This is a genomic window from Amycolatopsis sp. NPDC059027, assembly GCF_042739735.1.
In the GTDB taxonomy this organism is placed as follows: domain Bacteria; phylum Actinomycetota; class Actinomycetes; order Mycobacteriales; family Pseudonocardiaceae; genus Amycolatopsis.
In genome coordinates this window covers 172,318-193,452 of sequence record NZ_JBHYIK010000004.1, presented here as the reverse complement: position 1 = coordinate 193,452, position 21,135 = coordinate 172,318, and the positions used below count along the sequence as shown (strand labels likewise).

Annotated in this window: 23 protein-coding genes; 17 read left to right on the top strand and 6 right to left on the bottom strand. The window is 68.3% G+C overall.

Features of this window, described 5'->3' with window-relative positions; all coding sequences use genetic code 11:
• Positions 1 to 2 precede the first annotated feature (2 nt).
• The 7 genes from ACFWY9_RS04560 (at position 3) to ACFWY9_RS04530 (ending at position 3,772) form a co-directional block, all read left to right on the top strand.
• Entirely contained in the window at positions 3 to 278 is a 276-nt protein-coding gene (locus tag ACFWY9_RS04560) for a hypothetical protein (protein ID WP_378325913.1), read from the top strand.
• Positions 279 to 319: 41 nt separating this feature from the next.
• Positions 320 to 1,204, top strand: coding sequence for an alpha/beta fold hydrolase (locus ACFWY9_RS04555; protein ID WP_378325912.1), 885 nt, complete (start codon positions 320 to 322; stop codon positions 1,202 to 1,204).
• A 140-nt stretch (positions 1,205 to 1,344) separates the two neighbouring features.
• On the top strand, positions 1,345 to 1,950 hold the full coding sequence (locus ACFWY9_RS04550; RefSeq protein ID WP_378325911.1) for a hypothetical protein: 606 nt from the start codon (positions 1,345 to 1,347) through the stop codon (positions 1,948 to 1,950).
• 13 nt (positions 1,951 to 1,963) lie between these two features.
• Positions 1,964 to 2,314: a hypothetical protein gene (locus tag ACFWY9_RS04545; protein ID WP_378338142.1), complete on the top strand. Its 351-nt coding sequence runs from the start codon at positions 1,964 to 1,966 to the stop codon at positions 2,312 to 2,314.
• A 97-nt stretch (positions 2,315 to 2,411) separates the two neighbouring features.
• Positions 2,412 to 2,951 carry a DUF2716 domain-containing protein gene (locus tag ACFWY9_RS04540; protein WP_378325909.1) on the top strand — a complete coding sequence of 180 codons (540 nt, stop codon included), beginning with the start codon at positions 2,412 to 2,414 and terminating at the stop codon, positions 2,949 to 2,951.
• A 46-nt stretch (positions 2,952 to 2,997) separates the two neighbouring features.
• Complete coding sequence (locus ACFWY9_RS04535; protein ID WP_378325908.1) at positions 2,998 to 3,399, top strand: immunity 7 family protein; 402 nt, start codon at positions 2,998 to 3,000, stop codon at positions 3,397 to 3,399.
• A gap of 76 nt (positions 3,400 to 3,475) precedes the next feature.
• Positions 3,476 to 3,772, top strand: a complete 297-nt coding sequence (locus tag ACFWY9_RS04530; RefSeq protein WP_378325907.1) for a YiaA/YiaB family inner membrane protein — start codon at positions 3,476 to 3,478, stop codon at positions 3,770 to 3,772.
• 62 nt (positions 3,773 to 3,834) lie between these two features.
• On the opposite strand, the gene hppD is transcribed toward ACFWY9_RS04530, so the two are convergent.
• Positions 3,835 to 5,031 carry a 4-hydroxyphenylpyruvate dioxygenase gene (gene hppD / locus ACFWY9_RS04525; protein ID WP_378338141.1) on the bottom strand — a complete coding sequence of 399 codons (1,197 nt, stop codon included), beginning with the start codon at positions 5,029 to 5,031 and terminating at the stop codon, positions 3,835 to 3,837.
• A 120-nt stretch (positions 5,032 to 5,151) separates the two neighbouring features.
• On the opposite strand from hppD, the gene ACFWY9_RS04520 reads away from it, so the two are divergent.
• On the top strand, positions 5,152 to 5,625 hold the full coding sequence (locus ACFWY9_RS04520; protein ID WP_378331145.1) for an Lrp/AsnC family transcriptional regulator: 474 nt from the start codon (positions 5,152 to 5,154) through the stop codon (positions 5,623 to 5,625).
• Between the two features lies 1 nt (position 5,626).
• Here ACFWY9_RS04520 and ACFWY9_RS04515 read toward each other — a convergent pair whose 3' ends face one another.
• The 3 genes from ACFWY9_RS04515 to ACFWY9_RS04505 all read right to left on the bottom strand — a co-directional run bounded on the left by ACFWY9_RS04515 (position 5,627) and on the right by ACFWY9_RS04505 (position 7,674).
• Entirely contained in the window at positions 5,627 to 6,439 is an 813-nt protein-coding gene (locus ACFWY9_RS04515) for an MBL fold metallo-hydrolase (protein ID WP_378338140.1), read from the bottom strand.
• Positions 6,440 to 6,529: 90 nt separating this feature from the next.
• The gene (gene greA / locus ACFWY9_RS04510) at positions 6,530 to 7,030 is read right to left on the bottom strand and encodes a transcription elongation factor GreA (RefSeq protein ID WP_378331147.1); all 501 of its coding nucleotides are present in this window, start codon (positions 7,028 to 7,030) and stop codon (positions 6,530 to 6,532) included.
• Between the two features lie 197 nt (positions 7,031 to 7,227).
• Positions 7,228 to 7,674, bottom strand: a complete 447-nt coding sequence (locus ACFWY9_RS04505; protein ID WP_378331148.1) for a DUF4307 domain-containing protein — start codon at positions 7,672 to 7,674, stop codon at positions 7,228 to 7,230.
• Positions 7,675 to 7,821: 147 nt separating this feature from the next.
• On the opposite strand from ACFWY9_RS04505, the gene mca reads away from it, so the two are divergent.
• The 9 genes from mca (at position 7,822) to ACFWY9_RS04460 (ending at position 16,402) form a co-directional block, all read left to right on the top strand.
• A complete protein-coding gene (mca, locus tag ACFWY9_RS04500) occupies positions 7,822 to 8,724 on the top strand; it encodes a mycothiol conjugate amidase Mca (protein WP_378331149.1) in 903 nt (300 codons plus the stop codon).
• A 9-nt stretch (positions 8,725 to 8,733) separates the two neighbouring features.
• Complete coding sequence (locus ACFWY9_RS04495; protein WP_378331150.1) at positions 8,734 to 9,093, top strand: hypothetical protein; 360 nt, start codon at positions 8,734 to 8,736, stop codon at positions 9,091 to 9,093.
• A 186-nt stretch (positions 9,094 to 9,279) separates the two neighbouring features.
• A complete protein-coding gene (locus ACFWY9_RS04490) occupies positions 9,280 to 10,602 on the top strand; it encodes a family 1 glycosylhydrolase (RefSeq protein WP_378331151.1) in 1,323 nt (440 codons plus the stop codon).
• Between the two features lie 5 nt (positions 10,603 to 10,607).
• Positions 10,608 to 11,231 (top strand): TetR/AcrR family transcriptional regulator, encoded by a 624-nt coding sequence (locus tag ACFWY9_RS04485; RefSeq protein ID WP_378331152.1) that lies wholly within the window; start codon positions 10,608 to 10,610, stop codon positions 11,229 to 11,231.
• Between the two features lie 468 nt (positions 11,232 to 11,699).
• Positions 11,700 to 12,890 carry a lipid-transfer protein gene (locus ACFWY9_RS04480; RefSeq protein ID WP_378331153.1) on the top strand — a complete coding sequence of 397 codons (1,191 nt, stop codon included), beginning with the start codon at positions 11,700 to 11,702 and terminating at the stop codon, positions 12,888 to 12,890.
• Positions 12,891 to 12,921: 31 nt separating this feature from the next.
• Positions 12,922 to 13,356, top strand: a complete 435-nt coding sequence (locus tag ACFWY9_RS04475) for an SRPBCC family protein (RefSeq protein WP_378331154.1) — start codon at positions 12,922 to 12,924, stop codon at positions 13,354 to 13,356.
• A 1-nt stretch (position 13,357) separates the two neighbouring features.
• Positions 13,358 to 14,227 (top strand): MaoC/PaaZ C-terminal domain-containing protein, encoded by an 870-nt coding sequence (locus ACFWY9_RS04470; RefSeq protein WP_378331155.1) that lies wholly within the window; start codon positions 13,358 to 13,360, stop codon positions 14,225 to 14,227.
• Entirely contained in the window at positions 14,227 to 15,096 is an 870-nt protein-coding gene (locus tag ACFWY9_RS04465) for an SDR family oxidoreductase (protein ID WP_378331156.1), read from the top strand. The genes ACFWY9_RS04470 and ACFWY9_RS04465 overlap by 1 nt, the downstream gene beginning before the upstream one ends.
• A gap of 70 nt (positions 15,097 to 15,166) precedes the next feature.
• Complete coding sequence (locus tag ACFWY9_RS04460; protein ID WP_378331157.1) at positions 15,167 to 16,402, top strand: acyl-CoA dehydrogenase family protein; 1,236 nt, start codon at positions 15,167 to 15,169, stop codon at positions 16,400 to 16,402.
• Between the two features lie 67 nt (positions 16,403 to 16,469).
• On the opposite strand, the gene ACFWY9_RS04455 is transcribed toward ACFWY9_RS04460, so the two are convergent.
• Together ACFWY9_RS04455 and ACFWY9_RS04450 are read right to left on the bottom strand one after the other, a co-directional pair.
• Complete coding sequence (locus ACFWY9_RS04455) at positions 16,470 to 18,959, bottom strand: DNA topoisomerase (ATP-hydrolyzing) subunit A (RefSeq protein ID WP_378331158.1); 2,490 nt, start codon at positions 18,957 to 18,959, stop codon at positions 16,470 to 16,472.
• Positions 18,960 to 18,989: 30 nt separating this feature from the next.
• The gene (locus ACFWY9_RS04450) at positions 18,990 to 21,041 is read right to left on the bottom strand and encodes a type IIA DNA topoisomerase subunit B (RefSeq protein ID WP_378331159.1); all 2,052 of its coding nucleotides are present in this window, start codon (positions 21,039 to 21,041) and stop codon (positions 18,990 to 18,992) included.
• Positions 21,042 to 21,135 lie beyond the last annotated feature (94 nt).

Sequence of the window (21,135 nt, the reverse complement as noted above, 5' to 3'; positions counted from 1 at the left end):
CCATGACCTCGGCGAACGCCGACGAGTGGGCGCTCGTCCGTGACCATCTGCACGACCTCGTCCAGGGTGGGCTCGCCCCGCTGCCGGGCGGCAGGCTGCTGCGCGTGTCGAGCGAACGGCTCGGTGACCCGGCCGCGCTGCGCGAGCTGGTCCGCTGGGCGGCGATGCTCGAAACGTGGATCCCGACCGACGTCACGCCGACGTCGTTCTGTGAGGACCAGCTGCTCCAGCAGGCCCGGTCCCTGCTCGCCGGAACGTGGCCGCCGCGCGGCGCCTGACCGCCGGTTTGCGCCGTTTTCCCGTCGGGTAGGCCGACGACATGACGGAGTTCGTGACGACGGCCGATCTGGCGATCGGGTACGAAGTGGACGGTCCCGCCGACGGTCAGGCCGTAGTGGCGGTACACGGCTGGCCGGACGACGTGCACTGCTGGGACGGGGTCGTGCCGGTGCTGACCGCCGCGGGTTTCCGCGTGTACCGGCCGCATCTGCGCGGCTTCGGGCCGACCCGGTTCCACTCGGCCGGCAAACCCCGCAGTGGGCAGGCCGGCGCGCTCGGCGCTGACCTTCGTGACTTCCTCGACGCCCTCGAACTCGACGACGTCGTCATCGCCGGACACGACTGGGGCGCGCGGGCCGGGTACGTGGTGGGCGCCTTGTTCCCCGATCGGGTCCGGTCGCTGGTCGCGATGTCGGCGGGCCACGGGGCGAGCGGCCCGCACGCGCCGTTGCCCTATCCGCTCGGCCACGCCTATTGGTACGAGTGGTTCGTCGCGACGCGCCGGGGCAGGGAAACCGTGCGCACGGACCGGCGCGGGTTCAGCCGGTATCTCTGGGAGAGCTGGTCGCCGGGCTGGGACTTCACCGACGCCGAGTTCGACACGGCCGCCAGCGCCTGGGACAACGACGACTGGCCGGACATCACGGTCACCGCGTACCTGCACCGTTGGGGCGAGATCGCCGGAGACCCGGCGTACGACGACATCGAGGAGCGGCTCGCCGAGGTCCCGGCCGTCCGGGTACGCACGCTGGTGCTGCACGGCGCCGACGATCGCGACAACCTGCCCGCCACCAGCGAGGGCAAGGCCGAGCTGTTCGGCGAGCGTTATCAGCGCCTCGTGATCGACGGCGTCGGCCACTTCGTCCCGCGGGAAGCCCCGGCCCGCACCGCCCGCGAGATCCTCCGCTGGATCGCCGAGGAGTGACGCCCGCAAGACCTCTCCCGCGTCACCCGCAAGGCCGCCGAAACTGTCGTACGTATGTTCTAAAATTGGCGTTGTCCAGGGGAGATGTCGCTCGGCGGTCAACCAGGGCGCCGGGTGGCGAAGCGGCGAAAGGCGGCCTCATGGCTTACATCACCCTGCCCACTTTCGTGGGCTACAGCGCGAGCTCGGGTCCGGCGCGATCTTCGTTCGTCCGCCGTCAGCGCCGGTTGTACGAGGACCCGGCGCGGGCCGCGTTCAACTACTACCGCCGCGCGGCGAACGCCGTCCGCGCCGGGCGCGCGGCCGGGCAGGACGAGGTGGCCCTGCGCGCGCTGGTCAATTCCGCCGACGACCGGACGAAGCCGCACTACGCCGCCATCGCCGAGGGGTGGCTGCGGTACCTGGGGCGGCGCAACCCACGGCTGGTGGAGGTCGGCCGGGCCCGCTGCGTGCTCGGCGAGCTGGAGATCGGCATCAGCCCGCAGCTCGGCCTGCGCAAGAGCAACGGCCGCCGGTTCGCGACCTGGCTGTACTTCAAGGAGGAGCCGCTCACCAGGGACGCCGCGCTGCTGGCACTCTGGCTGATGGAGAAGGCCATGCCGGATCTGCTGCCGGGCGGTGAAGCACTGGTCATCGACGTCCGGCGGGCGAAGGAGTTCATGCTGAGTCCCCGCGATCGCGCCCGGCTGCGGCCGTGGGCGCAGAGCGAGGCCACGGCGTTCATGACCCTGTGGAACGCCGCGTAGACCTGGAGGTGCCGTGCCGGTCCCGCTGAGTGGCGCGGTACTCGCCGTCCTCGACCGGCTGCTGCCCGCGGACGACCCGGTCGCGGCAGGGCTCCGCGCGCAGCTGCCGCACACCGGCATGTCGCCGGGCTGCGAATGCGGCTGCGCGACCGTGCACCTGCACGTCGCCAAGGGTGCGGTGGCGCCGGTCGAGGCGCCGCGGCGGGAGTTCGCGTCCGCGCGGATCGAAGCCGCGGACGGGACACCTCGCGGCGGCATCGTGCTGTTCGTCGAGGGCGGCTACCTGTCCTGGCTGGAGATTTACTCGTACGACGACCCGATCAGGGCATGGCCGTCACCGTGCGAGGTGCACCCGGACGGGTGACGGATTTCGCGCGGGACGGGAGCCGGACTGGACAATCTCGGCGACGAACACGAAGCTTTCCGCAGTCTTGAACCGGCCGAAAGCTTCGAGGTCGAATGTGAACGCTGCCTGGGAACCCCTCTCCCGCGTTGCCGACGAGCCCGCCTGGTACTGGGTCTACGACGAGCTCGGGTTCGCGCCGAGCGTGTTCTCCCACGCCTGGCCGGGCTTTCGCGAGCCCTCGCCGTCCAAGACCTGGGACCTCTCGCCAGGCGACCTCGACCGCGCGTCCCCCGAGTTCCGTCTAGGCCCGTACGCCGTCGAGGAGCGCGAAGTCGCCGATGTCGCGCTCGCGGCGTTGAAGGAGTCCGTGCGACCCGACGAGTGGGTGTGGGTGCTCCACTGGCAGCACCAGTCCTACCGGTTCTGGCCGCACCGGATGGCCGCCGCCGACAACTGGACCGTGCCGGTCTTCCCCCGCGTCGACTACCACATGTTCCTCGCCGAGGACTTCCGCTTCGGCACGCTCGGGCATCCGTGGGAGCGGACGCTGTGCGTGTTCGGCGAGCCGCTGCTGACCGCGTTCGGGCGGCACGGCGAGGGCGTGTTCAAGAACGTGTTGCGCCGCAACGGTTCCCCGATCGCACTGGCCAGCTGACCGCCCGCGCCCCGGAAAGCGCAGGTCCGCTGCTACCTTCATCGGCGTGTTCGAATACCACGGCTGGGTGACGATCCAAGCGACCGCGAGCGGGGACGACGACGCCGCGCTGCTCGAGCGCCTCGTCGAGCGAGTACATCGCGCCGTCCGTGATGCCGACATGGTCGATCTGGTGGACCTGCGCTGGAGCGCGGGGATGCCGATGCTGCACCTCGGCGGGCTCGACAAGCACGGCGGCACGATCGGGCCGCGGCTGCTTGAGCTGTTCACCCGGGTCGGCGAGCTGGCGGCGGGCTCGTACGGCCTGCTCCACGTCTGGGACGACCAGGACACCGAGCACGACAACGAGTTCCGCGTGTTCCGGATGGCGCGCGGGCTGGTGAACGAGCGCCCCGACACCCACCTGAGCCCGGTGGCGCCGACGGTGCTGGACGTCTACGAGCTCTGAGCCGTGTCCGGTTCGAGACCGGTGGTCGAGTAGTCGTACTCAAGACTTCGCGGGGCCGGTCGGCGACCGTGAGGACATGACAAAAACCGTCTCCTCCGCGTCGTCCACCACTGCGGCGTTCTTCGCCCAGGCGGCGCTGTCGTTCGGTCTCGCGCTGGTCGCGGTCAGCGCCGGGATCGTGTTCCTGCCGGTGAACGGCTGGGTCCGTGGTTTCCTCGCGCTGGGCATGCTGTACCTGGTCACCTCGGCGTTCACGCTGGCCAAATGCGTGCGTGACCGGCAGGACGAGAACTCCGTGGTCACCCGGGTCGACCAGGCGCGGCTCGACAAACTGCTCGCCGAACACGACCCCTTCAAGACCCCCGCGGCGTAATGCCGTTAAGGCCACCTTACGGGCGTCAGACGCCCGTAAGGTGGCCTTAACGGCATGACGCGTCAGAGGTTGCCGCGGCGCTCCTGCTCGCGCTCGATGGCCTCGAACAGCGCCTTGAAGTTCCCCTTGCCGAAGCCGAGCGAGCCGTGCCGCTCGATCATCTCGTAGAACACCGTCGGCCGGTCGCCGATGGGCTTGGTGAAGATCTGCAGCAGATAGCCGTCCTCGTCGCGGTCGACCAGAATCTTGTGCTCCTGCAACGTTTCGATCGGCACCCGCACCTCGCCGATCCGCGCCCGCAGCTCCGGGTCCTCGTAGTAGGAGTCCGGGGTGTCCAGGAACTCGACGCCCGCCGCGCGCATCGCGGTCACCGTGGCCACGATGTCGTTGGTGGCCAAGGCGATGTGCTGGCAGCCCGCGCCGTCGTAGAACTCCAGGTACTCGTCGATCTGCGACTTCTTCTTCGCCACCGCCGGCTCGTTGAGCGGGAACTTGACGCGGTGGTTGCCGTTCGAGACGACCTTGCTCATCAGCGCCGAGTACTCGGTCGCGATGTCGTCGCCGACGAACTCCGCCATGTTCACGAAGCCCATGACGCGGTGGTACCAGTCGACCCAGTAGTCCATCTTGCCGAGCTCGACGTTGCCGACGCAGTGGTCGACCGCCTGGAACAGCCGCTTCGGCGCGCCCTCTGGCCGCTTCACCGTGCTCTCGCGCGGCTCGAAGCCGGGCAGGTAGACGCCGTTGTAGCGCGAGCGGTCGATCAGCGAGTGACGGGTTTCGCCGTAGGTCGCGATCGCGGCGACGCGCACGGTGCCGTGCTCGTCGGAGACGTCGTGCGGTTCCTCGAGGATCGTCGCGCCCTGCGCGCGGGCGTGCTCGACACACTTGTCGACGTCGTCGGTCTCCAGCGCCAGGTCGATGACGCCGTCGCCGTGCTTGCGGTGGTGGTCCAGCAGCGGGGAGTCCGGCTTGACCCCGCCGGTGATCACGAAGCGCGCCGAGCCGGACTTCAGCACGAAGGACTTGCGCTCGAAGTCGCCGGTTTCCGGGCCGGAGTAGGCGACCAGCTGCATTCCGAAGGCGACCTGGTAGAACCAGGCCGTCTGGGTGGCGTTACCCGCGATGAACACCACCGCGTCCATGGACTTGACCGGGAACGGGTCGGTCGAGGCGTCGTGGTCGACGAGGCCGACGAGCTGGCGGAGCTGGTCGTAGGAAACGTCGTCGAGGGCACCGGGGGAATCGACTGTGGTCATGGTCGAAGCATCCGTTTATGCGGCAAGATGTGCAATGGTTGTTGTTTTGACTGGACAATCTGCCTAGTTGAACGCCGTGACGTGGCGACATCTTGGACAACCTGCGCAGGAGGAACGGCAGTGTCGGAAACCCTGGACGCGCTCGACGCGCGGCTGTTGCTGTTGCTCACCGACGCACCCCGGCTCGGGGTGCTCGAATGCGCACGGCGCCTCGGCGTCGCGCGCGGGACGGTGCAGGCGCGGCTCGACCGGCTCACCGAACGCGGCATCCTCGGCGGTTTCCCGCCCGAGGTCGACCTCGCCGCGATGGGCTACGGGCTCACCGCGTTCGCCGTGCTGGAGATCGCGCAGGGCAAACGCGCCGGGGTGGCCGAGGCGCTCGCCGCGATCGACGAGGTCTGCGAGGTGCACGCCACCACCGGACAGGGCGACCTGTTCGTCCGGATGGTGGCGCGCGGCAACGACGACCTGCAACGCGTCATCGACGAGGTCGTCAGCGTCCCGGACGTCCTGCGCACCTCGACGTCGATCGCCCTGTCGACGCCGGTGGCGCCGCGGGTGCGTCCCTTGCTGGAACGCACCGCGCGGTCGTGAATCAGGCTTCGAGCGCGTAGGCCAGGTAACGCTTCGCCGAGCGCTGCACGACGTCGTGCCCGTCGGAGCGGACGATCGCGTCCCACCAGGCGCCGTAGATCGCCTCGAACGCGTAGGGCTCGAGCAGCTCCGCCGCGCGCCGGACGACGCTGGGCCGCTCCGGGATCAGGTTCGGGTAGCTGTACATGAAGCCCACATGCGTGCGGTCGGGGACGACCTGCACGATGTCGCCGGACAGCAGCGCACCGCGGCCGTGCTCGCCGTCGGGCCAGTGCAGGACCGTGCCGCCCGCGAAGTGCACGCCGAGGTTGATCAGCCGCAGGCCCGGCGCGACGTCGAGCGTCGTCCCGGACCACAGGCGGATGGCCGGATCCGGCCGCCCGATCCACTGCTGATCCTTTTCGTGCAGGTAGATCGGCGCGTCGAAGGCACGGGACCACTCGACCATCGTCGTGTAGTAGTGCGGGTGGCTGATCGCGATGCCGGTGATGCCGCCGAGTTCGCCGACCTGGCGGACCAGCTCGTCGTCGAGGTATCCGGCGCAGTCCCACAGGAAGTTGCCGGACGCGGCCTTCACCAGCAGCGCGCGTTCGCCGATCGCGAAGTTCGGCGTCGAGCCGACGCCGATGAGCCCCGGCCCTTGCTCCTCGATCCGCGGCACGTAGTCGCCGCTCGCGCGGACGGTGTCCAGATCGGTCCAGCGCTGGCCCGTCGCGATGGGGACGTACTGACGCTCGTCCTCGCAGATGGGGCAGTCCGCCCGCGGCTGCGCGTACTGCATCCCGCAGGTCGCGCACATCGGTTCGCTACTCATGGTGAGCCCTCCCAGTAAGACGTACCGGGGGAACACTAGCCGGAACCCATGCGCGCCCGGCCATGCGACCGGCCGGGCGCGCCGGTCTCGTCAGCTCTCGCTGTACGGAACGGCCTTCACCAGCGTGACCTTCATGGTCTTGCCGTTGGGCAGCTCGTACTCGCGCTCCTCGCCCTCCTTGGCGCCGAGCAGGGCCCTGCCCAGCGGCGACTCGGGGGAGTACACGTCGAGGTCGCCTTCGGCGCCTTCCTCGCGGGTCGCGAGCAGGAACTTCTCCGGCTCGTCGTCGCCGTCGTAACGCACGGTCAGCACCTTGCCGGGGCCGGCGGTGCCGTCGTTGGCGGGCGCTTCGCCCACCTTCGCCGACCGCAGCAGCTCCTGCAGGTGGCGGATACGGGCCTCGGCCTGCCCCTGCTCCTCGCGCGCCGCGTGGTAACCGCCGTTTTCCTTGAGGTCACCCTCCTCGCGGCTGTCGTTGATGCGCGCTGCGATGACCGGCCGATTCTCGATCATTTCGTCGAGCTCGTGCTTGAGCCTGTCGTAGGCATCCTGGGTCAGCCAGGTCACCTTCGTGTCACTCACGGTCACCATCTCCTCGTCGGGCCTGCCAGGCTTGGGTATACAAGCCGGCCACCACGCGGAATTCCACTTACCGCGTGGCTGAGATAAAGGAAAAACACGGCCCGTCCGGGGCCGTGCTGGTGGTTCAGGGTATCACGGCATGACGAGTCGACGCCGGTTTTTCCACGCAGCGCGGGCGCTGGACGCGCGTTTCACTCCGTTGGCCGCTAGGGGCTTGACAGATAGCGTGGTACGTCGTACGAGCAGCCGTAGACATCCGCGGTGACCGGTTGCCCGATGCTCTTCACCTCGGTGGTGAGCCTGCTGTGCTTGGCCCCGGCGGGAACCAGGACCTCCTTGCGGCCGCTCTCGGCGCCCGACTTGTCGCGGACCCGCACGATGCAGACGCCCGCGCGGTTGTCGTCGTCACGGGTCACGTTGATGGTGATCTCCGCGCTGTCCGGCTTGAGGACGAAGCCGATCCGCTCGGCCTCGATCGGCGCCGAGCCGAGGTTGAGGTACGCCACATACGCGACCACGCCGCCGACGACCAGCGCGAGCACGAGATAGAGCCACCGGCGCCACGGCCGGGACCTGGTCTGCCGGGACTTGCCGTAGCGGTCCGGGGGCGGCGCCACGGCACCGGCGTCGGCCGTTACCTCGTCTGTGCGCACAACCCGGGCCTCCCGGTCGGTCTTGTCGTACCCGCGAGGACAATGGAGGGACGATCGCGGGCGCGTCTGTGGTCGAGTATCCGTGAACCCGTTCCGGGGCACGGAACTGGGGGCGGGAATAAGGAATGAGAAGGGGTCGTTCGGAGCATGGTGCGAGCTGACGAACTGACAGACGACGGTCACAAGCCACGCCTGCGCCTGATGACGGTGCACGCGCACCCGGACGACGAGTCCAGCAAGGGCGCGGCGACACTGGCGAAGTACTCCGCCGAGGGGCACGAGGTCATGGTCGTGACCTGCACGGGCGGCGAGGCGGGCAGCATCCTCAACCCGGCGATGGACCGGCCGGAGGTGCTGGCCAACATGGCCGACATCCGGCGCGACGAGATGGCTCGCGCGGCCAAGATCCTGGGCGTGAGCCACCGCTGGCTCGGCTTCATCGACTCCGGCCTGCCCGAGGGCGACCCGCTGCCGCCGGTGCCCGAAGGGTCCTTCGCGGTGGTCCCGCTGGAGGAGTCGACCAAAGCGCTGGTCGAGGTCGTGCGCGAGTTCCGTCCGCACGTCGTGGTCACCTACGACGAGAACGGCGGCTATCCGCACCCCGACCACATCCGCACGCACGAGGTCTCGATGGCGGCCTTCGATGCCGCGGGCGACGCGGAGCGTTTCCCGGACGCGGGCGAGCCGTGGCAGCCGCTGAAGCTGTACTACGTGCACGGGTTCTCCCGGGCCCGGATGCTGGCCTTCCACTCCGCGCTGGAGGAGGCGGGGCTGGAGTCGCCCTACACCGAGTGGCTCAAGTCCTGGGACCCCGACAAGGCGGACGTCATGGAACGCGTCACCACCCGCGTCGAATGCGCCGACTACTTCGAGCAGCGTGACGAAGCGCTCAAGGCCCACGCGACGCAGATCGACCCGACCAGCCGCTGGTTCGCCGTCCCGCTGGAGTTGCAGCGGGAGATCTGGCCGACCGAGGAGTACGAGCTGGTCAGGTCGCTGGTGGACAGCACACTGCCGGAGGACGATCTGTTCGCGGGGGTCACGGAGTAAGGTGAGGTCATGAGCTTTCCCCTGCCCTCGATCGCCGTCGTCCCGGCGACGGCGCTGGTGCTGGCACAGCAGCAGCCCGGCAACGGGGACAACGGCGGTCAGGGCGAGGACTTCGGCAAGTCGTCCCCGCTCGGTCTGCTGGTGCTGATCCTTTTCCTGATCGCGGTGGCGTTGCTGGTCCGGTCGATGACGAAGCACCTCAAGCGTCTCCCGAAGAGCTTCGACGAGCCCGCCGAGCAGCAGGACACCGCCGAGCCCGGGGCGAAGGACGAGCAGCCCGCCGCTGCGGAGCAGCAGGTGGAGGCCGCCGCGCCCGCCGATTCTGTCGTGCAGGAGAAGGTTCCCGACAAGGCCGCGAAGGCCGACTGACCCAGGGTTCGTCTCCCGAATTCGCCCAAGTCCGTGAAGGACTCCTTGCCGGCACTCAGCGCTGGTAAGGAGTCCTTCACGGCTTTTACGCCCGATTTCGCTGACTCTCCGTGACTGCGTGTGCGTCGGGCGTGGCTTTCCTGCTACTCTCCCCGGAAATCTGAATCTCATTCACGATTGCCCGGGGTGTCGGATGCGAACACAACGCTGGTGGCGTCGCTTCGCGGGCGTAGCGCTCGTACTGGGGACGATGCTGGTGGGCGTCCAGCCCGCGGCGGCGGGCGAACCCTTTTCCTGGGGCGTGGCGACCGCCGGGTTCCAGTCGGAGGGCTCGGCGCCGACAGCAACTGGAAACGCTACGTCGACCGCAAGACTCCGGCGATCAAGGAGCCGTACGGCAACGCGGTCGACTTCCGGCATCGCTACGCCGAGGACATCGCGCGTGCCAGGGACCTGGGTGTGAAGGCGTTCCGGTTCAGCGTCGAGTGGGCCAGGATCGAGCCGCGGCAGGGCCGGCTCGACGAGGCTGAACTCGCCTACTACGACGACGTCGTCCAGCACATCCTCGACGCGGGCATGAAGCCGATGATCACCCTCGACCATTGGGTGTACCCGGGCTGGGTCGCCGATCAGGGCGGGTGGGGCGGCGACGGGATGGTCGGCGAATGGCTGGCCAACGCGCGCCGCGTCGTCGAGCGGTACCGGGGCAAGGGCGCCCAGTGGATCACGATCAACGAGCCCACTGTCTATGTGCTCAACGAAATCCGCAATGGCGGGCTGCCCTGGTTCAAGGGACTCGACATGCTCGGCAAACTCGTGGACGCGCACCGGCAAGTCTACGACCTGATCCACCGGCTCGATCCCGGCGCCAGGGTCTCCAGCAACGCGGCGTACCAGCCGCCGGTGGAGGGCCTGCTCGATCTGACCTTCGTCGACCGTGTCAAGGACAAGCTCGACTTCCTCGGCGTCGACTACTACTACGGCGCCAGTCTCGACAATTTCACCGCGATCCACGGGATCACCGGTGAGTTCTGGAAAATCACCCCGCAGCCCGACGGGATCTACTTCGTGCTGCGGTACTACGCGCGCAAATTCCCGAACTTGCCGCTCTACGTGGTGGAAAACGGGATGCCGACCGACAACGGCACGGCGCGTCCCGACGGGTACAGCCGTTCGCAGCACCTGCGTGACCACCTCTACTGGGTGCAGCGCGCAAAGGCCGACGGGATGAACGTCATCGGCTTCAACTACTGGAGCATCACCGACAACTACGAATGGGGCAGCTACCGGCCGAGGTTCGGACTGTACACAGTGGACGCGCGGACCGACCCGGCGCTGACCCGCCGGCCGACCGACGCGGTGGCCACCTTCCGCGCGCTGGTCCGCGACGGCGGGAACCCGCCGAACTACCTGCCGGTCGCGCGGCCCTCGTTCTGTTCGCTTGTGGATCCGCTGAGCAGCTGCCTGAATCCGCCCGCTTACCCCGGACCACTGGCGAGGTTACCCTGAGTCTCGTGCGCCGTACCCAGGAACAGCGCAGCGCCGCCACGCGTGCCCGGCTGCTCGAAGCCACCATCGACTGCCTGGTCGAGGAGGGCTACACCGGCACGACCACGACTCGCGTCGCCGAACGCGCCGGGGTGACCCGCGGTGCGCTGGTGCACCACTACCCGGCGAAGGCCGATCTGGTGACGGCCGCCGTGCGGCACCTCGCGACCGCACGCACCGATCTGGCACAGGCCGAACTCGAACGGCTGCGGGCCGCCGACGACCCGGTCGACGTCGGGCTCGACCTGCTCTGGTCCGTCCACAGTGGACCCCTGTTCCGGGCCACCGTCGAGCTGTGGACGGCCGCGCGGTCCGACGCCGAGCTGCGCACGCAGCTGCGGGAGGTCGAGCAGCTGGTCACCGGCGCGTTGCTGGGGTTCGTGGGCGGACTGTATCCCGAGCTCGCGGCCGATCGGGAGGTCCGGCACTGGCTCTACACCGTGATGGACGTCGTGCGCGGAATCCTGGTCAGCGAGGTTGCCGCGCCGGGGCAGGGGAGCGCGGAGGAAGCGGTGCTCGAACGCCGCTGGCAACGCGCGAAACGTCATCTGCGGCTCCTGGCCCCGTCGCTGACCATCGCGAGGACCTAGCTGTCATGCGTCCCAATGAGGTTTTCTCGGTAGGTGCGGGGGTGTGGTTTTGCTGGTGGGTGCTTTCCGGGGGGCTTGGTGGTGCGGTGAAGGGGTCCTTCACGGCACTGAGCGCTGGTAAGGGGGCCTTCGCGGCATGCGGTGGGGTTCGGGGTGTGTGTCGTGAACGCTCCGTTCGGGACGTTCATCGTCGGCATCGGAGCGTTCGCGACATCGGGCGAATGGTGTCGGCGAGCGCGCGGTAAGTCCGAGGGACGCCCTGGGTGCGTCCACCGCACCCAATGCCGCATTGGGGTGTTCGAGTGCCAGCAGAGATGACATGCGTGCAGTACTGTATGTAAATCTTGACGTCTTGACCTGCTAAAACAGGCGTCTCAAGGTCATCTCGTGCCGTCTGGGGCTTGATAAATACAGGCAAGCTTGTATCTTCTCGGGTATCGATCAGGTCGAGGACGAGGGAGTGCTGCGGTGGCGAACAAGGTCTACGTCGTCGGCGTCGGGATGACGAAGTTCGAGAAACCGGGTCGCCGAGAGGGTTGGGACTACCCGCAGATGGCCAAGGAGTCCGGCACGAAGGCGCTCGAAGACGCCGGGATCGGCTTCGAACGCGTCCAGCAGGCCTATGTCGGCTACGTCTACGGCGAGTCGACGTCCGGGCAGCGCGCGGTCTACGAACTGGGGATGACCGGGATCCCGGTGGTCAACGTGAACAACAACTGCTCCACCGGGTCGACGGCGCTTTACCTCGCGGCGGAAGCGATCCGGGGTGGCCGCGCGGACTGCGCGCTCGCGCTCGGCTTCGAGAAGATGCAGCCCGGCTCGCTCGGTTCGACCTACGACGATCGTGAGCAGCCGATGGGCCGCCACCTCCAGGCGCTGGCCGAGATCTCCGAGGTGTTGTTCCCGCCGGCGCCGTGGATGTTCGGCGCGGCGGGCCGCGAGCACATGAAGGCCTACGGCACGACCGCCGAGCATTTCGCCAAGATCGGCGAGAAGAACCATCGCCACTCGGTGAACAACCCCTACGCGCAGTTCCAGGATGTCTATACGCTGCAGGACATTCTCGATTCGCGGATGATCTACGACCCCCTGACCAAACTCCAGTGCTCGCCCACCTCGGACGGTTCGGGCGCCGCGATCCTCGCCAGTGAGTCCTTTGTGGAGGAACACGGGCTGGCGGACCAGGCGGTGGAGATCGTCGGGCAGGCGATGACCACCGACTTCCAGTCCACTTTCGACGGTACGGCGAAGAACATCATCGGCTATGACATGAACGTCCAGGCCGCGCGCCAGGTGTACGAGCAGGCCGGGCTCGGCGCGGACGACTTCCAGGTCATCGAGCTGCACGACTGCTTCTCCGCCAACGAACTCCTGCTGTACGAAGCCCTCGGGCTGTGCGCCGAGGGCGAGGCGGGCAAGCTCGTCGACTCCGGCGACACCACCTATGGCGGCAAATGGGTGGTCAACCCGTCCGGCGGCCTGATCTCCAAGGGGCATCCGCTCGGCGCGACCGGGCTCGCCCAGTGCGCCGAACTGACCTGGCAGCTGCGCGGCACCGCGGACAAACGCCAGGTGGACAACGTCACCGCCGCCCTGCAGCACAACATCGGACTCGGCGGCGCCGCCGTCGTCACCGCCTACCAGCGCGCCGAGCGCTGAACCCGAACCCCGCGAAACCAGGAGGAACGTCATGGGCCAGATCAGCGCGTCGGTCGAGCTCCCCGCCACCCCGGACAAGGTGTGGGCGGAGTTCTCCAACCCCGGCAACTTCGAGAAGTGGCTGACGATCCACACGAAGTGGAAGGGTGAGGTCCCGGCCGAGTTCTCGAAGGGCGCGCAGGCGTCCGAAGTGGTGACCATGCTCGGCATGCCGAACACCATCACCTGGACCGTCGACGAGTTCGAGGCACCGTCCAAACTGGTCATCTCCGGCACCGGGATGGCCGGGGTGAAGGTGAGTTTCCGGTTGTCGGTCGAGGCATCCGGCGCGGGATCGAAGGCGGCCATCGACGCGGAGTTCAGCGGTCAGATGATCGTCGGGGCGCTCGGCAAGGCCGTCGAGAAGGACGGCAAGAAGAACCTCGACGAGTCGCTGGAGAAGTTCAAGGCATTGGTCGGAGCCTGAGATGGCGGAGGAGCTGCGGTTCGATCCGTCCGGTTTGGACAAATGGACCGAGGAGAACCGGTTCGAGGTCACCAGGGAACGGCTGGTCGAGTACGCGAAGGCGACCAACGACCCGATCGAGCGGCATCTCGCAGGGGAGGTCGCGAGCCCGGTGTTCGCGATCGTCCCGGTGTTCCAGTCGCTGCTGGAACCCGCGCTGGAGGTCGTGCCGCCCTCGTTGTTCGGGAACGTCCTGCACGGGGAACAGGATTTCCGGTTCCACCGCCCGATCCGGCCGGGGGACAAGCTCGTCTCGCGCGGCAAGATGATCGGCTACCAGGGCCTGCCGAAGGGGACCCGTGCGACGGTCTACCTCGAAACCCGCGATGAGGACGGCGAGCTCGTCAACGAGCAGTACGTCATGTTCTTCGTCCGGGGCTTCGACACCGGTGAGGAGCGCGGAATACTCGCGCCGGAGCACAAGTTCGACGAGGCGCTGCGGGCGAACTCGGCGGCGGGCAAGGTCAGCCAGCACGTCGACGACGACCAGACGTTCCGGTACGGCCCGGCCGCGGGCGACCCGATGCCGATCCATCTCGACGAGGAAATCGCGAAGGCGTCCGGGCTGCCCGGGATCATCGCGCACGGCCTGTGCACGATGGCGTTCACCTCGTGGGCCTTGCTCACCGAGGTCGCCGGGTCCGATGTGGACAGACTGCGGCGTATCGCGGTCCGCTTCGCCAAACCGGTGCTGCCGGGTCAGGACCTGAGTACGACGATCTGGCGTGCCGGGTCCGCGGACGGTGTCACCAGCTACGCGTACGAAACCAAGGTCGGGGACACCGTGGTGATCTCCGACGGGCTCGCCGAGATCTCCGAAGGGACAAGTTGATGGGAACGCTGGACGGGCGGGTCGCGGTCATCACCGGCGCGGGCCGCGGGATCGGTCGCGAACACGCGCTGCTGTTCGCCGCCGAAGGCGCGAGCGTCGTGGTCAACGACCTCGGCGGCGGGAACGACGGCAGCGGCACGGACGCGGGCCCCGCACAGGAGGTCGTCGAGGAAATCCGTGCGGCGGGCGGGAAAGCCGTCGCCAACACCGGGAACGTCGCCGCGTGGTCCGGCGCCGCGGAGCTGGTCAGCCAGGCCGTCGACGAGTTCGGCCGCCTCGACGTGGTGGTGAACAACGCGGGCATCCTGCGCGACGCGTTCATCGCGAACATCGAGGAAGCGCAGTGGGACGCGGTGATCGCGGTGCATCTCAAGGGGCACGCGGCGGTGCTGCATCACGCGGCGGCGTACTGGAAGGCGGCGAGCAAGGCCGGCGAGCAGGTGGCCGGGGCGGTGATCAACACCGCGTCGGCGTCCGGTACGACGTTGCCCAACGCGGGACAGCTCAACTACGGCGCGGCGAAGGCGGGCATCGCGGCGATGACCCTGGTCGCGGCCGAGGAACTGGAACGCTACGGCGTCCGCGCCAACGCGATCGCGCCCATCGCGCGCACGCGGCTCACCCTGGCGACCCCGGGCATGGGCGCGATCTTCGCGCAGGAGGTGGAGGAAGGCGAGTTCGACGCGTTCTCCCCGGCCAACATCTCCCCGCTGGTGGCCTACCTGGCCACCGAGAAGTGCCCGATCACCGGCAAGGTGTTCGCGGTGCAGGGCGGGGCGATCTCGGAACTGGCGGGCTGGCACGACGTCAAGACCATCGAAACCGACGGTCCCTGGCGGATCGACGATATCGCTCGGAGGCTGCCATGAGTGACAATGGCGAAGCCCACCCATGGCAGCCGACCGGGTGCGGGTGTCCCGCAGATCACAGCCGGTTGCCATGATCGAGTGGTCCGAGACGGAACTGCTGATCCGGGACGCGATCCGGGAGTTCGTCGACAAAGAGATCCGGCCGGTGTCGGCGGAGCTGGAGAGCGGTGATCTGCCGCCGTATGACCTGATCCGGAAGTTCTTCGCCTCCTTCGGGGTCGGCGCGATGGCCGCGGAGGCATTGGAGAAGCAGTTCGCCAGGGCACGGGCGAAGGCCGCGGGCGAGACGCCGGAGAAGAGTTCCGGTGGCGGTGGGCTCGGCGGCCAGGAGTCCATGGCGCTGATCGCCGCGAGCGAGCTGGCCAGGGCGAGCCTGGGGCTCGTCGCGTCGATGGGCGTGAGCATCGGGCTCACCGCGCAGACCATCCAGGCGAAGGGCACCCTGGCGCAGCAGGAACGCTGGCTGCCAGGACTGGTCACCTTCGAGAAGGTGGGGGCGTGGGCGATCACCGAACCGGACTCCGGTTCGGACGCGTTCGGTGGCATGAAGACCTACGTCCGCCGCGACGGCGACGGGTACGTCCTCAATGGACAGAAGACGTTCATCACGAACGGGCCGTACGCGGACGTCATCGTCGTCTACGCCAAACTGGACGAGGGGGACGGCGCCGATCCGAGGGACCGCAAGGTGCTCACCTTCGTCCTGGAGTCCGGAATGGACGGTCTGACCCAGGGCAGGCCGTTCAAGAAGATGGGCATGATGTCCTCGCCCACCGGTGAGCTGTTCTTCGACAACGTGCGGCTGGAGCCGGATCGGCTGCTCGGCGAGATCGAGGAATCCCGTGGTGGGGACGGCCGGGACAGCGCGCGGGCGAGCTTCACCGCCGAGCGGATCGGCGTCGCCGCGTTGTCGCTCGGGATCATCGAGGAATGCCACCGGCTCTGCCTCGGCTACGCGAAGAGCCGCAAGCTGTGGGGCCAGGAGATCGGGCGGTTCCAGCTGATCCAGCTGAAGCTGGCGAAGATGGAGGTCGCCAGGATCAACGTGCGGAACATGGTGTTCCAGGCGATCGAGGCGACGCGGGCGGGCAAGCCGCCGACGCTCGCGGAGGCCTCGGCGATGAAGCTGTACTCGTCCGAGGCGGCCACCGAGGTCGCGATGGAGGCGGTGCAGCTCTTCGGCGGCAATGGCTACATGGCCGAGTACCAGGTCGAACGGCTGGCCAGGGACGCGAAGTCGCTGATGATCTACGCCGGGAGCAACGAGATCCAGGTGACCCACATCGCCAAGGGCCTGCTGGGCTGAGATGCCGTTAAGGCCACCTTACGGGCGTCAGACGCCCGTAAGGTGGCCTTAACGGTATGCGGGAGGCCTAGTCGCGTTCGATGAGGTGGCCGACGACGTCGGGGCCCGGGTGGGCGTGGCCGGAGCCGTCGCGGCGCAGGTCGACCTCTGGCAGCTCGACCGGATCACCGTTCTTCGCCGCGCCCGCCGGTCGCGGACCGACCCAGGCCACCACCAGCCGGGTCTCGCCCTTGAGGAACCGCTGCGCGCGGACGCCGGCCGTCGCGCGGCCCTTCGCCGGGTACTCGCTGAACGGGGTCACCTTCACGCTCGCGCCGGTGGCCGTGATGACCATCGGCTCGCCGTGCTCGTCGTCGTCGGTGCGGACGGCGCCGAAGAACACCACGTCCGCGCCCTTCGTGCCGAGGTTGATCCCGGCCATGCCGCCACCCTTGAGCCCCTGCGGACGCACGAGCGATGCGGGGTACTTCAGCAGTGCGGCCTCCGAGGACATGAACGTCAGCGTCTCGTTGCCGTCGGTGAGCCAGGTGGCGCCGACGATCTCGTCACCGTCCTTGAGCGTGATGACGTCGAACTCGTCGGACCGCACGGGCCATTCCGGCGCGCACACCTTCACCACGCCCAGCTTCGTGCCGACCGCCAGACCCGGCGAACCCGCCGCCTGCTCGCCCAGCGGCGCGATGCCGACGACCCGTTCGCCCTTCTCCAGCGGGACCAGCTCACGTGCGGCCATGCCGCCGCGCAGGGACACCGTGCCCGCCTGGTCCGGCAGCACCGGCAGCGGCAGCACGTCGGTCTTGAACGCCCGGCCCTTGCTGGTCACGAGCAGGACCTGACCGCGCGCGGTGGTGTGGACCACCGCGGACACCGCGTCGTGCTTCACCCGCCCGTTGCGCCGCCGCGCTTCCGAGGACTCCTCCGACTCGGCTGCGGTCCGCGCGACCAGCCCCGTTGCGGACAGGATCACCTGGCACGGGTCGTCGCTGACCTCCAGCGGGCCGGACGGCTTCGACGCGGCCAGCACCTCCTTGAGGTCACCGTCGATCAGCGCGGTGCGCCGCTCGGTCGGGAAGTCCTTGGCGACCTTGGCCAGTTCGTTCGACACGACCTTGCGCAGCACCGATTCGTCGTCGAGGATCTTCGACAGCTCGGCGATCTCGTCGCGCAGCCTGTCCTGTTCGGACTCCAGCTCCAGCCGGTCGTACTTGGTGAGCCTGCGCAGCGGAGTGTCCAAAATGTACTGCGCCTGGATCTCCGAGAGCTTGAACCGCTTCATCAGGCCGTCCTTCGCGGCCTGCGCGTTGTCGCTGTCGCGGATCAGCCTGATCACCTTGTCGATGTTCAGCAACGCGACGAGCAGGCCGTCGACCAGGTGCAGCCGCTCCTCGCGCTTGCGGCGGCGGTAGCGGGTGCGGCGGGTGACGACCTCGTAGCGGTGCCGCAGGAAGACCTCCAGCAGCGCCTTGAGCCCGAGTGTGCGCGGCTGGCCCTCGACGAGCACGAGGTTGTTGATACCGAAGGACTGCTCCAGCGGCGTGAGCCGGTAGAGGTCGGCGAGCAGCGCCTGCGGGTTCACCCCGACCTTGCACTCGATCACCAGCCGGGTGCCGTTCTCGCGGTCGGTCAGGTCCTTGACGTCGGCGATGCCGGTGAGCCGCTTGGACTTGTTGACCTCGTCGGTGATCTTCTCGATCACCTTCTCCGGCCCGACACCGTAGGGGAGCTCGGTGACGGTGATGGCCTGCCTGCCGCGACTCCCTTCGAGCGGCCCGGTCTCGCAGCGGGCACGCATCCGCACCACGCCGCGGCCGGTTTCGTACGCCTTGCGCACCTCGTCCAGCCCCAGCAGCGTGCCGCCGGTGGGCAGATCGGGGCCGGGCACGAACTCCATCAGCTTTTCGAGCGTGGCGTTCGGATGCGTGATCAGCCAGCGCGCCGCCGCGATGACCTCGCCCATGTTGTGCGGGATCATGTTGGTCGCCATCCCGACCGCGATCCCGGACGTGCCGTTGACCAGGAGGTTCGGGAACGCCGCCGGCAGCACGGACGGCTCCTCGAGCGAACCGTCGTAGTTGGGCCGGAAGTCGACGGTGTCCTCGTTGAGTTCCCCGACCAACTGCATCGCCTCGGGCGACATCCGTGCTTCTGTATAACGCGAAGCCGCCGGTCCATCGTCTGGGCTACCAAAGTTGCCATGCCCGTCGATCAGTGGCGCGTTGAGCGAGAAGTCCTGCGCCATGCGGACCATCGAGTCGTAGATCGCCGTATCGCCGTGCGGGTGGTACTTGCCCATTGTGTCGCCGACCACACGTGACGACTTCACATACGAGTGGGTCGGGCGATAGCCATTCTCGTGCATCGAGAACAGGATCCGGCGGTGCACCGGCTTGAGGCCGTCTCGCGCATCCGGCAGCGCACGCGCGTGGATGACCGAGTAGGCGTATTCGAGGTACGAATCCTCGATCTCGGTCTTCAACGGGTTGTCGAAGACCTGCGCGCCCGGCTGGTCGAAGGCGGCGGGGTCGACGCGGGTGGTGGGGGCCTTGCGGCGTGCCATTACTCAGAACTCCTTGGTAGCACTGGCGAATCAGGCATCGATGGCTTCGCGGTCGACCCGGTCGGAGGACTCGACGAGCCAGTTCCGGCGGGGCTCGACCTTCTCGCCCATCAGCAGTTCGAGTGCGGCCTCGGCGGCTTCGGCGTCCTCGATGGTGATCCGGCGGACCGCCCGGGTGGCCGGGTTCATCGTGGTCTCCCACAGCTCGTCGGCGTCCATCTCGCCGAGACCCTTGAACCGGGGAACCGGCGTGACGATCTGCTTGCCCGCCGCTTCCAGTTCGGCGTACTTCGCCTCCATCTCCCGCTGGGTGAAGGTGAAGTGGGTTTCCGGGTTGCGGCCCTTGGTGATCAGCTTGTGCAGCGGCGGCATCGCCGCGTACAGCCTGCCGTCCTCGATCACCGGCCGCATGTACTTGGCGAACAGCGTGATCAGCAGCGTCCGGATGTGCGAGCCGTCGACGTCCGCGTCGGCCATCAGGATGACGCGGCCGTAACGCATGGTGGACAGGTCGAACGTGCGCCCGCTGCCCGCGCCGAGTACCTGCACGATCGACGCGATCTCGGCGTTCTTCAGCGTGTCGCCGAGGCTCGCCTTCTGCACGTTGAGGATCTTGCCGCGCAGCGGCAGCAGCGCCTGGTACTCCGACACCCGCGCCATGCGCGCCGAGCCAAGGGCGCTGTCGCCTTCCACGAGAAACAGCTCGCTGCGGGAGACGCCGGTGGTGCGGCAGTCGACCAGCTTCGGCGGCATGGCCGCGCCCTCCAGCGCGGTCTTGCGGCGGGCGGCGTCCTTCTGCTGCTTCTGGGTGAGCCGGACGCGGGCGGCGTCGACGACCTTCTGCAGCACGATCTTGGCCTCGGACTTGGTCTTGCGATCCTCGGTCCACGCCTTGACGTGCTTGTCGACGATGCCCTGGATGACGCGGGTGATCCCGGCGGTGGACAGCTCGTCCTTGGTCTGCGAGGTGAACTGCGGTTCGGGCAGCCGGACGTGGATCACGGCGGTCATGCCCTCGAGCACGTCCTCGATGGTCGGCATGTCCTCCTTGGGCTTGAGCAGCCCTCGGGTCTTGCCGATCGCCTCCTGCAGCGCCTTGAGCATCGCGCGGTCGAACCCGCGCCGGTGGGTGCCGCCGTGCACGTTGCGGATGGTGTTGGTGAAGCACTCGACCGTGCGCTCGTAGCCGGTGCCCCAGCGGAGCGCGACCTCGACCTCGGCGTGACGCTCCACATTGGACTGCATGACGCCGCTGGCGTCGGCGGCGTTCTCCTTGTAGGTGCCTTCGCCGCTGATCAGCAGGGTGCCGCAGACCGGCTTGTCCCCGGCGGGGGCCAGGAAGTCGACCATGTCCTTGACGCCGTGGGGGAAGTGGAAGGTCTCCTCGCTGATCGCGTCGTCCACCGCGGTGCGCAGCACGTAGGTGACGCCGGGGACGAGGAACGCGGTGTTGCGCAGCTTCGCGCGCACGGCTTCGACGTCGAGGGCGGCGCCGGTCTCGAAGTAGCGGGCGTCGTACCAGTAGCGGATCGACGTGCCGCTGCGTTCGCCGCGCTTCATCCTGCCCGTGACGCCGAGCCCGGAGCGGCGGGTGAACTTCGCCTTCGGCCCCGGCCCGTCGAAGGTGCCCGGCACGCCGTGCGCGAACGACATCTCGTGCACCTTGCCGTTCTGCTTCACGGTGACGTCGAAGCGGTGCGACAGGGCGTTGACCGCCGACGCGCCGACGCCGTGCAGGCCGCCGGAGGTCTTGTAGCCGGATCCGCCGAACTTGCCGCCCGCGTGCAGCCTGGTCAGCACCAGCTCGACACCGGACAGACCGGACTTCGCGTGCACCCCGGTGGGGATGCCGCGGCCGTCGTCGTCGACCTGCACGCTGCCGTCGGCGTGCAGGGTCACCACGACGCGGGTGGCGTGCCCGGCCACGCCCTCGTCGGTGGAGTTGTCCACCACCTCGGAGAACAGGTGGTTGATACCGCGGCTGTCGGTGGAGCCGATGTACATCCCCGGACGCTTGCGGACCGCTTCCAGTCCTTCGAGATGCGTGAGGTCGTCGGCCCCGTACAAGGTCTCAGCAGTCACAGGGGTCGCTCTCCCGGATCGTGGCTCGCGAACGTTGTTCGGGGGGTGGTGCCCGGCGGGACACCGTAACGCAGGATATCCGCCGACCCCGACA

What these genes read in the sequence shown, in the direction of transcription:
- ACFWY9_RS04560 (WP_378325913.1), top strand. Translation starts at nt 3, where the DNA reads ATGACCTCGGCGAACGCCGACGAGTGGGCGCTCGTCCGTGACCATCTG.
- ACFWY9_RS04555 (WP_378325912.1), top strand. Translation starts at nt 320, where the DNA reads ATGACGGAGTTCGTGACGACGGCCGATCTGGCGATCGGGTACGAAGTG.
- ACFWY9_RS04550 (WP_378325911.1), top strand. Translation starts at nt 1,345, where the DNA reads ATGGCTTACATCACCCTGCCCACTTTCGTGGGCTACAGCGCGAGCTCG.
- ACFWY9_RS04530 (WP_378325907.1), top strand. Translation starts at nt 3,476, where the DNA reads ATGACAAAAACCGTCTCCTCCGCGTCGTCCACCACTGCGGCGTTCTTC.
- hppD (WP_378338141.1), bottom strand. Translation starts at nt 5,031, where the DNA reads ATGACCACAGTCGATTCCCCCGGTGCCCTCGACGACGTTTCCTACGAC.
- ACFWY9_RS04515 (WP_378338140.1), bottom strand. Translation starts at nt 6,439, where the DNA reads ATGAGTAGCGAACCGATGTGCGCGACCTGCGGGATGCAGTACGCGCAG.
- greA (WP_378331147.1), bottom strand. Translation starts at nt 7,030, where the DNA reads ATGGTGACCGTGAGTGACACGAAGGTGACCTGGCTGACCCAGGATGCC.
- mca (WP_378331149.1), top strand. Translation starts at nt 7,822, where the DNA reads ATGGTGCGAGCTGACGAACTGACAGACGACGGTCACAAGCCACGCCTG.
- ACFWY9_RS04495 (WP_378331150.1), top strand. Translation starts at nt 8,734, where the DNA reads ATGAGCTTTCCCCTGCCCTCGATCGCCGTCGTCCCGGCGACGGCGCTG.
- ACFWY9_RS04475 (WP_378331154.1), top strand. Translation starts at nt 12,922, where the DNA reads ATGGGCCAGATCAGCGCGTCGGTCGAGCTCCCCGCCACCCCGGACAAG.
- ACFWY9_RS04470 (WP_378331155.1), top strand. Translation starts at nt 13,358, where the DNA reads ATGGCGGAGGAGCTGCGGTTCGATCCGTCCGGTTTGGACAAATGGACC.
- ACFWY9_RS04465 (WP_378331156.1), top strand. Translation starts at nt 14,227, where the DNA reads ATGGGAACGCTGGACGGGCGGGTCGCGGTCATCACCGGCGCGGGCCGC.
- ACFWY9_RS04460 (WP_378331157.1), top strand. Translation starts at nt 15,167, where the DNA reads ATGATCGAGTGGTCCGAGACGGAACTGCTGATCCGGGACGCGATCCGG.
- ACFWY9_RS04455 (WP_378331158.1), bottom strand. Translation starts at nt 18,959, where the DNA reads ATGGCACGCCGCAAGGCCCCCACCACCCGCGTCGACCCCGCCGCCTTC.